The organism is Campylobacter vulpis, assembly GCF_014217995.1.
Taxonomy (GTDB): Bacteria; Campylobacterota; Campylobacteria; order Campylobacterales; family Campylobacteraceae; genus Campylobacter_D; species Campylobacter_D vulpis.
Window position 1 is genome coordinate 971,679 of sequence record NZ_CP041617.1, and the last position, 15,735, is coordinate 987,413.

At 36.0% G+C, this 15,735-nt stretch carries 9 protein-coding genes, 3 tRNA genes, 1 rRNA gene and 2 pseudogenes; 8 read left to right on the forward strand and 7 right to left on the reverse strand.

The window, feature by feature from the left end; genetic code table 11:
- Nucleotides 1-204 (forward strand): hypothetical protein, encoded by a 204-nt coding sequence (locus CVULP_RS05030; RefSeq protein WP_099461090.1) that lies wholly within the window; start codon nucleotides 1-3, stop codon nucleotides 202-204.
- Here CVULP_RS05030 and CVULP_RS05035 read toward each other — a convergent pair.
- Both CVULP_RS05035 and dccR read right to left on the reverse strand, forming a co-directional pair.
- The gene (locus tag CVULP_RS05035; RefSeq protein ID WP_099506985.1) at nucleotides 193-1,395 is read right to left on the reverse strand and encodes a sensor histidine kinase; all 1,203 of its coding nucleotides are present in this window, start codon (nucleotides 1,393-1,395) and stop codon (nucleotides 193-195) included. The genes CVULP_RS05030 and CVULP_RS05035 overlap by 12 nt on opposite strands.
- On the reverse strand, nucleotides 1,388-2,053 hold the full coding sequence (dccR, locus tag CVULP_RS05040; RefSeq protein WP_099461097.1) for a two-component system response regulator DccR: 666 nt from the start codon (nucleotides 2,051-2,053) through the stop codon (nucleotides 1,388-1,390). The genes CVULP_RS05035 and dccR overlap by 8 nt, the downstream gene beginning before the upstream one ends.
- Nucleotides 2,054-2,159: 106 nt before the next feature.
- Here dccR and CVULP_RS05045 point away from each other — a divergent pair, with 106 nt between their 5' ends.
- Together CVULP_RS05045 and CVULP_RS05050 are read left to right on the forward strand one after the other, a co-directional pair.
- Nucleotides 2,160-2,759, forward strand: a complete 600-nt coding sequence (locus CVULP_RS05045) for a bacteriohemerythrin (protein ID WP_099506984.1) — start codon at nucleotides 2,160-2,162, stop codon at nucleotides 2,757-2,759.
- A 13-nt stretch (nucleotides 2,760-2,772) separates the two neighbouring features.
- Nucleotides 2,773-3,018: pseudogene (locus tag CVULP_RS05050) on the forward strand (ribbon-helix-helix protein, CopG family); the annotation flags it as partial.
- Between the two features lie 556 nt (nucleotides 3,019-3,574).
- On the opposite strand, the gene CVULP_RS05055 reads toward CVULP_RS05050, so the two are convergent.
- A tRNA-Leu gene (locus CVULP_RS05055) sits at nucleotides 3,575-3,661 on the reverse strand.
- A 129-nt stretch (nucleotides 3,662-3,790) separates the two neighbouring features.
- Here CVULP_RS05055 and flgL point away from each other — a divergent pair.
- The 5 genes from flgL (at nucleotide 3,791) to CVULP_RS05080 (ending at nucleotide 11,137) form a co-directional block, all read left to right on the forward strand.
- Nucleotides 3,791-6,043 carry a flagellar hook-associated protein FlgL gene (flgL, locus tag CVULP_RS05060; RefSeq protein WP_099506982.1) on the forward strand — a complete coding sequence of 751 codons (2,253 nt, stop codon included), beginning with the start codon at nucleotides 3,791-3,793 and terminating at the stop codon, nucleotides 6,041-6,043.
- Nucleotides 6,044-6,151: 108 nt separating this feature from the next.
- Complete coding sequence (locus CVULP_RS05065) at nucleotides 6,152-8,998, forward strand: DNA translocase FtsK (protein WP_099506981.1); 2,847 nt, start codon at nucleotides 6,152-6,154, stop codon at nucleotides 8,996-8,998.
- 354 nt (nucleotides 8,999-9,352) lie between these two features.
- Nucleotides 9,353-10,865 (forward strand): 16S ribosomal RNA (locus tag CVULP_RS05070).
- Nucleotides 10,866-10,977: 112 nt separating this feature from the next.
- A tRNA-Ala gene (locus CVULP_RS05075) sits at nucleotides 10,978-11,053 on the forward strand.
- Nucleotides 11,054-11,060: 7 nt separating this feature from the next.
- A tRNA-Ile gene (locus CVULP_RS05080) sits at nucleotides 11,061-11,137 on the forward strand.
- Nucleotides 11,138-11,242: 105 nt separating this feature from the next.
- Here CVULP_RS05080 and CVULP_RS05085 read toward each other — a convergent pair.
- From CVULP_RS05085 to CVULP_RS05100, 4 genes and pseudogenes are all read right to left on the reverse strand, one after another.
- Nucleotides 11,243-12,007 (reverse strand): phosphocholine cytidylyltransferase family protein, encoded by a 765-nt coding sequence (locus tag CVULP_RS05085; protein ID WP_265415649.1) that lies wholly within the window; start codon nucleotides 12,005-12,007, stop codon nucleotides 11,243-11,245.
- Complete coding sequence (locus tag CVULP_RS05090; RefSeq protein WP_099506965.1) at nucleotides 12,004-12,600, reverse strand: gamma-glutamyl-CDP-amidate hydrolase; 597 nt, start codon at nucleotides 12,598-12,600, stop codon at nucleotides 12,004-12,006. Before CVULP_RS05090 ends, CVULP_RS05085 begins: the two co-directional genes overlap by 4 nt.
- Nucleotides 12,591-14,924 (reverse strand): PEP-utilizing enzyme, encoded by a 2,334-nt coding sequence (locus CVULP_RS05095; protein WP_099506966.1) that lies wholly within the window; start codon nucleotides 14,922-14,924, stop codon nucleotides 12,591-12,593. Before CVULP_RS05095 ends, CVULP_RS05090 begins: the two co-directional genes overlap by 10 nt.
- A gap of 9 nt (nucleotides 14,925-14,933) precedes the next feature.
- A pseudogene (locus CVULP_RS05100) lies at nucleotides 14,934-15,721 on the reverse strand (class I SAM-dependent methyltransferase).
- Nucleotides 15,722-15,735 lie beyond the last annotated feature (14 nt).

Sequence of the window (15,735 nt, forward strand, 5' to 3'; positions counted from 1 at the left end):
ATGTATGAAAAAAAAGACTTAAAAGCATTAAAAATCGCTCAAAAAGCAAGAGAATTTAATGATAGCGATTTACTTAACGAAGCTTTCGTTTCACAGCTTATAAATGCTCCACTTCCCCCACTTAATTTGAAAGAAAAAGAGGATTTAATGCAAATTTTAAACGCTCTCATCTCAAGTAAAGAGGCAGCTCTTTTAAGTAAGTAATTCCCACTCAAGTCTAAAAGCACTCCCCTCACCCTCTTTTGACTCGCAACTTATCAAAATGCCATTTTCTTCGCAAATTTTCTTCACTAAAGAAAGCCCTATGCCAAAACCTCCTTGATTTTCATTAAATCTTGCATAACGCTCAAAAATATGTGCCAAATTTTCTTTAGAAATTCCACAACCACTATCTTTAATGATAAGAGAATTTTCACTAAGAATGATAGCGATTTTCCCACCTTTTTTATTATATTTTATCGCATTGCTTAAAAGATTATCGATGAGTTTAGAAATTTGATTTTTATTTGCATAAAAAAGAGAATGTGCTTTTAAATCGAGTCTCAAACAAAGCCTTTTTTGTTCAAAAAATAATCTAAAATACTCCACTCTCTCCTTTATCAAAATGCTCAAATTAAAGCTTTCTTTTTCATTTGAAAGCGTATGAGAAAAATTGTAAAAAACCAAATCAGAATAAATTTGATGTAAGGTTTTAGCAGCTAATTTAATGCGTAAAAATTTGGAACTTTGCTCCAAATTCTGCTTTTCAAGCTGTTCTATGCTCATTAAAATCACGCTTAAGGGCGTATTAATCTCGTGCGTAGAATCTTTAATAAAACGATTGAGCGTTTCTATTTTTTCCTCCATAGGTTTAAGGGAAATTTTAACTAAAATATAAGCAATCAACCCCAAAATTCCAAAAGCAAACAACGCAAAACTCAAAACTTCAAATTTAATCAAAAGCAAGTCCTTACCTACATCTTCGCCTTGAATAAGAATTTTAAGCCCCTCATCACTTTCCGTGCGTTCTTTACTATGTCCTAAATAATACTCACTTAAACTCATTGGCGCCATAAAAAATACCCTGCCCTCACTAATGCCCCTGCCCTTAAGTCTCACTTTTGCTTTAGTATAATTTATATCCAAATTATCAAAAAAAACCTTTTCTTTATCAAAAATGGCAAATTGAATTTTCGCACTTTTAGCGATATTTGCAGCATTTTCTTCTAAAGGGACGAAGCGATTATTTGCGATATTGACAACTATGGTGCGGCGTATTTCTCTTAAATTCTCACCTTTTATAAGGATTAAATCTTCATAAAGTTTTTCATACCAAATGCTAAAAAAAATGGTCAAAAAAACGCCAGTGGTCGTAAGATAAATGAGTAAAATTTGCCATACCACTTTTTTAGCCATAGCGGTAGCCTCTGCCTCGCTGATTAATGATTTTATCTTTGCCTAGAATTTTACGCAAATTTTTTACATAAGCTCTAAGACTAAGCTCACTAGGCTCTTCATCATACTCCCAAAGCTTATCAAAAATTTCTTCTATGCTTAAAAAATGATTTTTATTTTGCAAGAGTAAGGTTAAAAGTTTAATTTCCTTACTTGGTAGGGTTAAGGCTTTATCATCTTTATATAAAATTTGATTTTTAAAGCTAAATTTAAGTCCATCTCCTAAATCTTCATAATCCTCATTTTTATGAAAAAAAGAGCGTTTAAGTAAAGCCTCTACGCGTAAAGAAAGCTCGGCTAATTCAAAAGGCTTTTTAATATAATCATCACAACCTACACTAAAGCCTTGTTTTAAATCATCTGTGGTATTCAAAGAAGTCATAAAAATGCAAGGAGTTTGCCTATTTGCCTCTCTTAATTCTTTTAGCAAAGAAAAACCATCTCCTAAAGGCACTTTAACATCTAAAATCCAAAGGTCATAATTTCTCTCATAAGCTAAATCAAGTGCTTCTTTAGCATTATCGCAAAGCGTGATTTCATAGCCTTCCTCGCTTAAATATTCTTGTATAATCTCACCCAAACTTAAATCATCTTCTAATACTAAAATTCTAGCCGACACAATTTTCCTTTCAAAAAAGCTTATTTTAGCAAAAATAGAAAGCATTTTAAATTCATTTTTATTTAAATAAATTTATAATCTAGCAAATTTATTTAAAGGAGTCATTATGCTTCCAAAATGGGACGAGAGCTTTAGCGTTCATAATGCCAAAATAGACAAGCAGCATAAAAAACTTTTTGAATTAGCCGCTAAGGTTGAAATGGTATCAGATAAAGCCGTAAGTAAAAACGATGTCAAAGATTTACTTGCGGAATTTTTCAATTATATGAAAGATCATTTTAATGATGAAGAAAAATATATGCACCTTATCAACTACCCAGAACTTGAGGCACATCGCAAAATTCATAAAGAAATTATCCAAACAATGATCAATCTCATTAAAGACATTAAATCCACAAATGACCTTAAAGAAAAACTCTACATAGTTGCTAAAAAATGGCTTTTAGAACATATCTTGTATGAAGATATGAAAGTGCAAAAATGGCGAAGTGCAGGTATAAGTGATGATGGTGGCGGTGAAGTAAGCTTTGAGTTAAGCGAAGATGAAGATGCGGACAAGGAGCAAATTTATCTTTATATCTGCGACTGCGAGGGCAAAATTCACGATGTGCCTTACACAATCCATCAGAAAATGGAACTTCAAGGCAAAAAATTCATTTGTAAAAACTGCAAACAAGCAATTCGTTTCCACAAAATACAATCTTAAAGAAAGGATAAAAATGAAAACTAAAATGACAAATTACTCTCTTAAACTCTCCTCTACACTCAAAGAGAGGCTAGACTCTTTAAGTAAAAATCTCTCTAAGCCAAAATCTGTCATAATTCGCGAGGCTATCGAATCTTATTTAAATGAAATTGAAGATTTTTCTAGTGCTGTTAATGCTTTAGAAGAATTAAAGGACGGAGACTACAAAAAAGCAAGCAAAGAGATAGATAAATTAGTAAAAAACCTTAAAGAAACGGAAAGGGAAGAGGAAATGGTCGATTTTGACTTTGCAGTAAAAGCCTTAGAAGAATTAAAGGACGGAGACTACAAAAAAGCAAGCAAAGAGATAGATAAAATCGTCAAAAACCTTAAAAATACAAAATAAGCTACCTGAAGGTAGCTTATTTAGAAAAACAAAAAAAATAGACTTCAGTATTAACTTAGCCACACTCTGCAAAAAGAAAACCTTACTATTTCTTAATGAAACGGAGTTTTTGTCCCCAATAATCTTTGCAACACCATTTACTTAAAAAATTTTAAACCTTTGCAACTATCTTCATGAAAGTATGGAAGAGTATTTGAAAATTTGCGATATTTAAAATCATGTTTTTGACTCTACCGCTAAAGAAATAATATAACTATAGATAAAATATTTAAATTGCAAATTTATACTACATAAAACAACGCAAAAGCTTAAAGTAATAAAGAATATAAGAAATACGATGAGAACAATTAAAAAGAATAATAAGACAGATATTGCTATAAATTTATATACGCTTAAAAAAACTATCATTGTAAAGATTAATTTGGAAAGGTGGTGCCCAAGGTCGGACTCGAACCGACACAAGGTTGCCCTTACTAGATTTTGAGTCTAGCGCGTCTACCAGTTTCACCACTTGGGCATATTAAGAGCGTAATTATACTTTTTTAAGTTTATAAATTCTTTAAAAAGAATTTTAAATTTAGGAACGCTTTTTGCTTGTAATGTTGTAGCAGTATTTGAAAAGATAATTTATCATTAAGGAAAGACAATGAGAGTTACAAATAAACTTAATTTTACAAACTCCATTCAAAATACGATGAGCGGTGCTTCTGCTTTAAATAAACTTAGTATGCAACTTAGCTCAGGCATGAAAATACAAGATTCTTACGAAGATGCTAGCATTTACATCGATAATACGCGCCTTGAGTATGAACTAAAAACTCTAGAGCAAATTAAAGAGGCGACAAGTTCAGCTAAAGAGATGACTGCAAATAGTATGAAAGCCTTGCAGGATATGGTGAAATTGCTAGAAAATTTCAAGGTTAAAGTAACTCAAGCTGCAAGTGATAGTAATTCTCAAACCTCCCGTGAAGCCATAGCTAAAGAGTTAGAAAAGATAAAAGAGCAAATCGTTCAACTTGCAAATACGAGCATTAATGGGCAATACCTTTTCGCAGGAGCCCAGCTCAATCACAAGCCTTTTGACTCTAAGGGCAATTATTTTGGTGATAAAAATAATGTCAATGTCGTAACGGGTGCGGGGACGGAAAGTCCTTATAATATCCCTGGATTTGATTTATTTTTCAAAGCTGATGGAGATTATCAAAAGCAAATTACGACTAATGAAAGCTTTACGGATAATAGATATGATTTAAATAAGAATCCTGATAAAAAGCAGTATTTAAAGGGGGATAATTTATGGCAGGATTTAATCGGGCTTGGCTACGTGAAAGATAAAAATTTAGAAATTGATAAAGACTTTGAGCAAGAGGACACTAGGCTTGAATTTCCACCAACCACCCTTTATGTGCAAGGGGTCAAGCCTGATGGGCAGAGCTTTAAATCTGCTGTTTTGGTTAATCCTACGGATAAAATGGAAGATGTGCTAGAAAAAATTGGCAATTTATATGGTAATACTGCCACTGAAAAAGTAGTCGATGTAACGATTAACGATAGTGGTCAAATTCAAATAAGAGACTTAAAAGAGGGCAATAATAAGCTTGATTTTCACGCAGTAGCTTACACTCCGCAGTTTGACGATAAAACAGAAATGCAAGAAATAGAAACTGCAATGCAAGCGGCTCAACCTCCTTTAAGTAAAGACGATTTAACAAATTTGGTTATGGAAGCAGCCATAGGCAATCCAGCAAGACCTATCACAGACCTACAATCTCCTGTTCAAGTAACGATAAATAACCAGCAATTTGAAATCGACCTACATCAAACCGATTTTATCAACTCCAAAATGACGGATAGTGCAGGAAATGCGACAAATGGAGCGGACTATGATAATACCTTTTTTGAAAAGCACGGAAATTCTGTTATAGGTAATGTTTCTCAAGTCATACAAGGCACAAATGCCTACGCCACAGATAGCACAAAGCTAAGTGAGGTAATGTCGGGTAATGCTATGGACTCCACTTTAAATTTAACCGTCAATTCAAAGGGTGGAAATACCTACAATGTAACGGTTAATTTGCAAAATTCAACCGTAAGTTTTCTAGACCCTGCTAATCCTAATCAAAATATCACCTTTCCTATCACGCATACAAATCCAGCCACAGGAAATAGCGGTGTCGTAACCCCACCAAATGAGATAACTTATAGACAGCTTAATGACATCATAGGAATGTTTGCAAGCGATCAAGTGCCAACGCAAAGCATACATCCAAATAATGGGCAAATTAATGCAAATCAATATGACACCCTGCAAAAACTTATGAGCGATTCTAAATCAACTGTAAATGTTACGATGGATTATCGTGGGCGTATTAGCGTTACAGATAAACTTTCAACAGGCACGAATATAGGCGTTTCTCTAAGCGACTCACAAAGCGGACAATTTCCACAGCCTCCTTACAATCATACGGCAAATCAGGTTGCGGGACCGGATTTTTCCTTTAATGCAAATAATTCTTTGGTGATTGATGAGCCTAATGTTGATGTGATTAAGGATTTAGATTTAATGATAGAGGCAGTTTTAAGTGGAAATATGAGAGCTAATGCAGACGGAGATAATCCTAGAAACACAGGTATGCAAGGCGCACTTGAGAGGCTTGACCACTTAAGCGACCACATAAATAAGCTTAATACTACTATGGGTGCGTATCATAATAATATAGACAATGTCAATACACGCGTAACTTTTTTAAGCGTGAATGTGCAAACACTTAAAACAAAAGTTAATGATGCAGATTATGGGGAAACTTTAATCAACTTAATGCAAACGCAACTAGCCTATCAAGCCTCGATGAAAGCGACCACGACCATATCTCAACTAAGCTTGTTAAATTATATGTAAAGCTTTAATGCTATAATAGCTTCTTTTATAAAATTTTAAGGATTTAACATCAAAAAAGAAGCTATTTTTATCCTTTCATCTTTAATAATTTTTTATCTTTGTCTTTGTATGTTAGCACCTCAAATGGGCTTGTGGCTTTATGAGTTTAATTTCTTTTTATTTGGGGAATTTGGGACTTATTATCCTTTTGCTCTTTTTGTTTTAAATTATTTATATTTTAAAAAATCTTATAAAATAGAGCTTTTTAAACGCACAGAGCTTTTTGGCATAAGCTTTGCCTTTTTTGCCACTTTGCTTTTATTTGCCGTGTTTGATAAGCATAATGGCTATATTTTAGAGCTTTTATACGCCCTATTTTCTACGCTTTTTGGACATATAGGAAGTGGGATAGTGGCACTTTTAATTTTACTTCTTTCCATTTGCCTACTTTTTCCAAATTTCATCAAAGAAGTCTTTAAAATAGAAATTAAATGGGAGCGTTTAGCTAAATTTGAAAGCAATTTCAAAAATGCTTTAATGAAAATTTTCGGTGGGGAAAGCGAAAAAGAAGAATTTGCAGAAGTAAAAACACAAAGCAAAGAAGAAGAAAAAGAAAATGTCCCACCACCAAAAATGCAAAATTTAAAACCCATAGAAGAAGAGATAAAAATCAATAATCTTAAAGCAAATAGCAATGCAAAAGCCGATTTTGCCAAACTTAAAACGCAAATTTTAGACGAAAAAATAGAAATTGAAAATTTAAATCCTCAAAGTTTCATTTATGAAAATTCTAAAGAATTACGCTCTTTTGCGCAAAAAGCAAGTAAAAGTATAATGGGACTAGATGAGGAATTTAATTTTATACCACAAGAGGAGATGGAAGTGATACCAGAGCATTTTTTAAAACCTAAGAAGCCAGAGGATATTCAGCAAATTAACATTAAAGATAATTTAGACGAGCCAAGCTACAAAAGAAAAAATATAGCAATTACTCCACCTAAAAATGAAATCAAGCCTAAAATTTTCACTAAAGAGCTAGAAACTAGAGAAAATTTAATGCAAAAAGCGAGACTTGAGAAAGAATATAAAGAAAATCAAAATGAAATTTTAGAAAAAAAGGTGCAAGAACAAATTCAAAGACTTGAAAAAGAAGAATTGAAAAATCTTAGCCCACTTCCTACAAATAGCAAATACAGCTTTAAAGAAGAAACAGCCTCCCTAATCAAAACGCCAGAAATTCAAAGCACTCCTCCAACAAATTTACAACCGCAAATAGGCAATGACGATTTTGAAATCATAGAATTAAAAGAAAATATAGAGCAAGATGTGGAATTTGTCGTCGAAGAGCTTGATAGCCCGATAATGCCACCAAAGCCTTCCATTATCAAGCTTGAAGATGTCGAAAAAAAAGACGAAATACCTCATTTTAATGATGAGAAAAAAATGCCACCAAAAGAAGATTTTGAGATGGTATTAGAGGAAAATTTGCCACAAAAAAGAAGTATTCTAGCCAAAGAAATAGCCATCAACCAAGCCCTTTTAGCAGAGATAGAGCAAGGAGACTTTGAAAATCCAAAGGATTTTTGTCTGCCACCGCTTGACTTTCTCGCAAATCCCAATGAAAAAAAACAAGAAATTGACGAAAGTGAGATTGATAAAAAAATTTATGATTTGCTTGAGAAATTACGCCGCTTTAAAATAGGAGGCGATGTGATTAGCACCTATACAGGACCTGTGGTAACAACCTTTGAATTTCGCCCTAGTGCTGATGTAAAAGTAAGCCGAATTTTAAATTTGCAAGATGATTTAGCGATGGCTTTAAAAGCGCGCTCTATCCGCATACAAGCACCTATTCCAGGTAAAGATGTAGTCGGCATTGAAGTGCCAAATGAAGAAACGCAAACCATTTATTTAAGAGAAATTTTAGAAAGTGAAGTTTTTCGCAACTCAAAAAGCCCTCTTACCATAGCCTTAGGTAAGGATATAGTAGGAAATGCTTTTGTAACAGACCTTAAAAAACTCCCCCATCTCCTCATAGCGGGAACAACAGGAAGTGGAAAAAGCGTTGGGATAAACGCTATGCTTTTAAGCTTACTATACCGCAATAGCCCTAAAACCCTGCGTTTGATGATGATAGATCCAAAAATGCTAGAATTTAGCATTTATAATGACATACCGCACCTTTTAACTCCCGTCATCACCGACCCAAAAAAAGCTGTTAATGCTCTTTCTAATATGGTCGCAGAAATGGAGCGTAGATACCGCCTTATGGCTGAAGCAAAAACTAAAAATATAGAAAATTATAATGAAAAAGTAAGATTAAGTGGCGAAGCGGAGGAATTGCCTTTCATCGTTGTAATCATCGATGAATTAGCGGATTTGATGATGACGGCAGGTAAAGATGTGGAATTTTATATTGGGCGTTTAGCCCAAATGGCAAGAGCGAGCGGAATTCATCTCATCGTAGCGACTCAACGCCCATCTGTTGATGTGGTTACAGGACTAATTAAAGCAAATTTGCCAAGCCGAATTTCTTACAAAGTAGGACAAAAAATAGACTCAAAAGTCATACTTGATGCTATGGGTGCTGAAAGTTTATTGGGTCGTGGAGACTGCCTTTTTACCCCTCCTGGAACAAGTAACATTGTTCGCCTACACGCTCCTTTTGCTAGTGAATTTGAAATTGAAAAAATTGTGGATTTTCTAAAAGAACAGCAGCTTGCAGAATATGATGATAGCTTTTTAAAAGATGAGCAAAGTAGTGGAGTAACGGCAAATGGCGAGATTGAGGGAGGGCTTGATGAACTTTTTGAGGAAGCAAAAAAAGTCATCTTAGAAGATAAAAAAACAAGTATTTCTTATCTACAACGCCGCCTTAAAATAGGTTACAATAGAGCTGCAAATATTATTGAGCAATTAAGCCAAATGGGAATTTTAAGTGAGCCAGACTCCAAAGGACAAAGAGAAATTTTATAACATTTCTCAATTCCTCCCCAACTTTAACCTCCCCTTAAGCTTTCTTTACTATAATTTCATTTCTTTTTGTTTTTAATCTCAGCTTTAAGCCTTATTAAAAACCTAAAAAGTTCTGTTCTTTAACATCAATATTGTTATTCAAATCTTATAGTCAATCTTTGAAATCTAAATAAGTGACGATTGAGCCACACTTTATAAATAAAGTGAAATAAACATTAAAAGTTTTAGATTAAAACTTCATATGATTAAACTAAAGATACTAAGGGCAAACCTTAAGCATAGATGATTGTTTTAGGACAATCTTATCTTTAGTCTTACTTCTCTTAATGAGGCTTTGCCTATATTAAAGAAATTAATATGGAGAGTTTGATCCTGGCTCAGAGTGAACGCTGGCGGCGTGCCTAATACATGCAAGTCGAACGATGAAGCTTTTAGCTTGCTAGAAGTGGATTAGTGGCGCACGGGTGAGTAAGGTATAGTTAATCTGCCCTACACTGGGGGACAACACTTAGAAATGAGTGCTAATACCCCATACTCCTATTTAACATAAGTTAGATAGGGAAAGTTTTTCGGTGTAGGATGAGACTATATAGTATCAGCTAGTTGGTAAGGTAAAGGCTTACCAAGGCTATGACGCTTAACTGGTCTGAGAGGATGATCAGTCACACTGGAACTGAGACACGGTCCAGACTCCTACGGGAGGCAGCAGTAGGGAATATTGCGCAATGGGGGAAACCCTGACGCAGCAACGCCGCGTGGAGGATGACACTTTTCGGAGCGTAAACTCCTTTTCTTTGGGAAGAATTTTGACGGTACCAAAGGAATAAGCACCGGCTAACTCCGTGCCAGCAGCCGCGGTAATACGGAGGGTGCAAGCGTTACTCGGAATCACTGGGCGTAAAGGGCGCGTAGGCGGATTATCAAGTCTCTTGTGAAATCTAATGGCTTAACCATTAAACTGCTTGGGAAACTGATAGTCTAGAGTGAGGGAGAGGCAGATGGAATTGGTGGTGTAGGGGTAAAATCCGTAGATATCACCAAGAATACCCATTGCGAAGGCGATCTGCTGGAACTCAACTGACGCTAAGGCGCGAAAGCGTGGGGAGCAAACAGGATTAGATACCCTGGTAGTCCACGCCCTAAACGATGTATGCTAGTTGTTGGGGTGCTAGTCATCTCAGTAATGCAGCTAACGCATTAAGCATACCGCCTGGGGAGTACGGTCGCAAGATTAAAACTCAAAGGAATAGACGGGGACCCGCACAAGCGGTGGAGCATGTGGTTTAATTCGAAGATACGCGAAGAACCTTACCTAGGCTTGATATCCAACAAATTCTGTAGAGATACGGAAGTGCTAGCTTGCTAGAATGTTGAGACAGGTGCTGCACGGCTGTCGTCAGCTCGTGTCGTGAGATGTTGGGTTAAGTCCCGCAACGAGCGCAACCCTCGTCCTTAGTTGCTAACGATTCGGTCGAGCACTCTAAGGAGACTGCCTTCGTAAGGAGGAGGAAGGTGGGGACGACGTCAAGTCATCATGGCCCTTACGCCTAGGGCGACACACGTGCTACAATGGCATATACAATGAGACGCAATACCGCGAGGTGGAGCAAATCTATAAAATATGTCCCAGTTCGGATTGTTCTCTGCAACTCGAGAGCATGAAGCCGGAATCGCTAGTAATCGCAAATCAGCCATGTTGCGGTGAATACGTTCCCGGGTCTTGTACTCACCGCCCGTCACACCATGGGAGTTGATTTCACTCGAAGTGGAAATACTAAACTAGTTATCCCCCACAGTGGAATCAGCGACTGGGGTGAAGTCGTAACAAGGTAACCGTAGGAGAACCTGCGGTTGGATCACCTCCTTTCTAGAGTACAACTTTATCCTTTCGTTAGGATAGAGTATAAAAGTAGCTTTCTCACAAAGCTAACTTATTCAATTGTCCTTGTTTAGATTTTAAAGATTGATAAGCTAATTTTGGGGAATTAGCTCAGCTGGGAGAGCGCCTGCTTTGCACGCAGGAGGTCAGCGGTTCGATCCCGCTATTCTCCACCATTATAAAGGGCCTATAGCTCAGCTGGTTAGAGTGCACCCCTGATAAGGGTGAGGTCACAAGTTCAAGTCTTGTTAGGCCCACCATAAAGATTTGGATAAGATGTTGAGGGTAATCTATTCTTTTTATTTTTCTTTGGTGTTTTTGCAATATTTTAAGTAAGGTTTATAGAATTAAATTTAGTAGTTTAATTATAGAGTTACAAATTCTATCTCCAAATCTTTCTTAAAATCTATCTCACACCAGCCACCATTAATCTCCACTGCCAAAGCATTATCAAATTTATCGATTAAAGCTTGTAAAAAGCTCGTCATATACATATTATCAAAATCCTTGCCATCATAAAAAGCCGTCCTATCTAAACCATCATAAAAGGCTAAAAGCTGTGGTAGAAAATTATAGGAAAATTTAAAAAGTCCCAAATACTGCGCTTCAATTTCATCATAACTTGAAGGCTTTTTGCCTAGCTCTTTAATCTTACCCTCTCTTATCTTAAGCGTTTCAGCGTCTTCTAAAGGATTTTCAAAACGCTTCTCCCAAAGCTTTCGCCAAGCTTTATCCACCACGATAGCCAAGTCCGCCCTAACCTTAGATAATTTCTCCACACTTTCTTTAAAATACACTATATCCGCATAAGAGATAATCAAATCCTGCTTCTCATCAATACACTTTTGCATAAAATCCCTCGCACAAAAAAGCGTCATAAGCATATTTGTTTTATCGTAATTTTTATTTTCATAAAAACTATGAATGCCAAGATTAGCTACAAAATCTCTTAAAACAGGTGCTAAATATCCACCCACCACAGCAATCTCACCAACTCCAGCCTCCCTAAGTGCCGTGATTTCATACTCTATCAAAGCTTTGCCCTGATACTTCACCATAGTTTTAGGCACAAATTCGGTCAATGGCATAAGCCTTGAGCCAAAGCCTGCTGCTAAAATTAACGCTTTCATTTCACTCCTTTAAGCCATTTTTTAAAAATAGCATTTTCACTTAAGCCCCTTTCACGCTCAATGTGCCACATTATGCCATAAATAGGCTTTTTCTTATGTTTAAAAGCTTCTATACTTCCATCTTTTGACATGGCAAGGCTCTTTAAGTCCTGTCCTAAGCTTTCAATGCAAAAATTGTGAAAAGAATTAACTTCAAATTCGCCCCTTTTTGTTGTGATTTGATGTGTGCCGATGTGATTTTGACAGGGTTTTAAGGTAGAATTAAAGTGCTGTGCTATCATTTGTGCTCCTCTGCAAATACCTAAAAGTGGGAGTTCTTTTTTAAAACAATAAGAAATAATTTTCGCCTCATACACATCTCTTTTTAAAGAAAGCTCGTTTGGATTAAGCGAGTTTAAATCATTCCCTCCGCTTAAAATCACGCCTTTTAAATGCGGTACATAAGCCTTAAAATCAAGCTCATAAGAAAGTGGTAGAGGCAAAAAGCCTTGCAAATTTGCTCTAAAAAATTCCCCCCACTCAAGCGCTAAAGCCTCTCTTAGCTCATAATAGTTTTCATTTAAAAGCAATCTTTGTGAAATTCCTATAAACAAAAGATTTGCTCACTTTCGCATTCTATTTTAAGGCGACTTGCTTTTAAGTATTTTTGAAATTCAAGCTCACCCACACCGATAACAGCAGGAAGTCCAAGCTCTGAAGCACGAATTGCCATATGCGAATTTGCCCCACCATAGCAAGTGATAAAGCCTGCGATTTTTTTAGTAAAAAGATAGTCATAGCCCGGATCCGCCGCATAAATTAGCACGATTTTACCCTCCAAATCCTCCTCATTTTCTCTAGCTGTATTTGCCACTATGCTTTTTTGCGTGATGAAATTAGGACAGAGCTTCGCACTAAAAAAAGAAAAAATTTGCTCCGCATTGCTTAAAAGAGACGGCAGTTTAATACTTTTGGTAAGTTCGTATTCTTTTTTATTATGCTCGATTTCTCTTAAAAACTGCTCTTTTGGACTTTGGGAATAAAGGCTTGAGTAAAGATTTAACACCACATTAATATCAAGATGTGCCATATCCTCCTTAGCTATACCATAATACTTTCCAAGCTCCCCTATGAAAACAATGGCTTGTGAAAGGAGTTTGCTAAAGTCAAATTTTACCATCTCACGCCCTTCAATCGCTTCTTTTAAAAAGTCAAAAAACGCATCAGCCTCAACACTAAGTCCGTGTTCGCTTAAAAGCTTTTGAAATTTTGCTTTTTTACTTACACTAAGGCTAAATTTTTTCTCTTTTACTTTCATCTTAACTTCGCTTTTTTTAAGCTCAAAATAAGCATTAAAATTCTCATCATAACGCGGGGAAAGTATATTATAAGTGCCAGCCCTTAAATGCCCAAATTTCTTTAAAAATACTGGTTTTGTTTTAGAATTTAGACCCTCACTTTCTAAGCTTAATGTTTTGCTTATGGTTTGCAAGGAATTTAAAAACTCTGTCCTTTCTTTTTGTGTGAAAAAGCCTATTTCAACTAGAGAATTAAGCATTTGCATCGCCACAAACCCAGCCCTAGCTACCCCTGCAAAGGGTAAAGTGCCATAACGCTTACATTCTTCTAAAAGCCAGTAAATTTTATCAAGCAAAGAAAGTTTTGAGCGTGTGAGTTTTTCATAAATAGCATTAAGTTTTTTAGCCTTTTTGATGTCTTTTAAATAAAGTCCGTTAGGATTAATAATGCGGTTTGTTAATTCTAAAAGAGAAAATTCAAGGCGTTTAAGCTCATTTTCGTTAAATCCGTGTTTTAAGAGTTTTTTAAGTTTATGTGGGGTGTTAAAATCATAGCAGGAAAACACAATGTCAAATTCTATCTTATCGTGCAAATCGTGATTTAAATCAAGAGCGTTAAGATAATAATTTACAAGCTTTTTGGCTATATTTTCATCTAAGCTTTTTGGCACAAAAGAATTGAAAGAAAGCCTCACATCAACATAAGGGATTCCCAAAAAAGAGTGAATTAGTGGGTGAGAACGCAAGTCCTTGTAGCCGTAATTATCCCTTTGATATGCCCAAATATTATCCGTGATGATGTATTTATAAAGACTAAAAGCAAGGCGTTTTGGACGCAGTCCTATAATTTCAGCAGGATTCCAATCAGGCATCACGCCAAAAATAGCCTTTTCTCCCAAAACGCGTGGGCGTGGCTCCTGCAAGGATAAAAAGCGTTTATAAAATCTATCCAAGGCTTCTTTTGGTAAAGAGTCAAATAAATTAAGCTTTCCCTCCATGACCAAAGGTCTTACTTGTAGGCAAAAAAGCTCTTTTTCACCCTTATAATTTGCAAAAGCAAACTCCACATCTAAAAAATGGCACGCAAAAAGTGCTTCAAGCTCCTTAATTAAGCCAATAACCCTTTTAGTATCCTCATCTTTAAATTTTAAAGATTTGCGGTAGTGAAAATAAGTCAAGGCATTTTCTGCGCTACCGTCCGTTATAGAGGAGTTTGAGCCACTTTTATCATATTGCAAACAAAAATAAGGTGCAAAATTATCTTTATCTACGCTAAAACCCACACCGCAAAGCTCTATATTTTCAAGGCAGGGCTGGATTAAAATTTCATCTTTTTTGGAGGGCATTGAATGTCCCACATTAAAAAGAGCGTTTAAAAGCTCTTTTTCGTTATGTGCGTGGATATTTGCGAGGCTTAAAAAAGCCCCGGCATTTGAATTTTTTGTGCTATCCTCTGCCTTAGAAGAGGAGCGAATGATGAGTTTCGTGGCTTTAAGTTTTTTGATTTCTTGTAAAATTTTTGTAGGGTTTTTTTCCAAGTCCTCTAAGTTTGTCAGCACTAAAGGTAAGATTTTAGCCGACTTTAACTTGCCTTGTAAAGCGGCTAAATTTCTAGCCTTTGTTTGAAATCTCAAAGCCATTTTTATCCTTTAAATTTTCTTAGCACTCCAGCAACGAGTCGTGTATTTGATGTCAAATTCTTGCGGCAAACGCTCACGAATTTTAGAAGAGATTTTTTCAAAAAGCTCTACACCCTCCGCTTGCTCTAAATCCCAGTAAGGATTTTTCACACTTTTCCACGCATTGATGTAGTTTTCTATACTTTGATGAAAATAAAAATCCTCTTCTAAATAAATGATATTATCAAACAAATCTTTACGACTCTCAATGATAGGGCGTTGGTCCTCTCTTCTCGTGCCTCTTGTGTAATTTGGCACAAATTCCACTATGGTATCCTCCGCTATCTTTTGCACTGGATCATTTAAATCCCTATGATTCCACATACAAGAAAAATAACTTCCTTTTTTTAGCAACCTATGTGCCTCCACTAAGGCTTCATTTCTATCCATTACATTAAAACTAGAGCCAAAGGTAACCCAGTCAAATTCCCCTGCTTTTAGCGTAGAGTCTATACCTGTGGCACGCACCCAAGTGATTTTTTGTCCCTTAGTTCTTTCTATGCCTATCTCTCTCATCGCATCATTTGGCTCGACTGAAACGACCTCGCAAGCTCTTTCAAGTAGCATAATGCTTAAATTTCCTGTCCCAGCACCAATATCAGCGACCTTTAAGCTAGAATTGCCGGGGACACCCCCCCCCCCCCCCCGTGTGCTAGACATACTAACATATCAATGCTTTTTGGTGCATAATTTGGGCGATAAGAATAAAACTTCGCATGTTTAGTATAATCCCACACTTGCTCAACTAATTTTTCCATAATTTTCTCCTTTA

What these genes read in the sequence shown, in the direction of transcription:
- CVULP_RS05035 (WP_099506985.1), bottom strand. Translation starts at nt 1,395, where the DNA reads ATGGCTAAAAAAGTGGTATGGCAAATTTTACTCATTTATCTTACGACC.
- flgL (WP_099506982.1), top strand. Translation starts at nt 3,791, where the DNA reads ATGAGAGTTACAAATAAACTTAATTTTACAAACTCCATTCAAAATACG.
- CVULP_RS05045 (WP_099506984.1), top strand. Translation starts at nt 2,160, where the DNA reads ATGCTTCCAAAATGGGACGAGAGCTTTAGCGTTCATAATGCCAAAATA.
- CVULP_RS05085 (WP_265415649.1), bottom strand. Translation starts at nt 12,007, where the DNA reads ATGAAAGCGTTAATTTTAGCAGCAGGCTTTGGCTCAAGGCTTATGCCA.
- CVULP_RS05095 (WP_099506966.1), bottom strand. Translation starts at nt 14,924, where the DNA reads ATGGCTTTGAGATTTCAAACAAAGGCTAGAAATTTAGCCGCTTTACAA.
- CVULP_RS05065 (WP_099506981.1), top strand. Translation starts at nt 6,152, where the DNA reads ATGTTAGCACCTCAAATGGGCTTGTGGCTTTATGAGTTTAATTTCTTT.
- CVULP_RS05030 (WP_099461090.1), top strand. Translation starts at nt 1, where the DNA reads ATGTATGAAAAAAAAGACTTAAAAGCATTAAAAATCGCTCAAAAAGCA.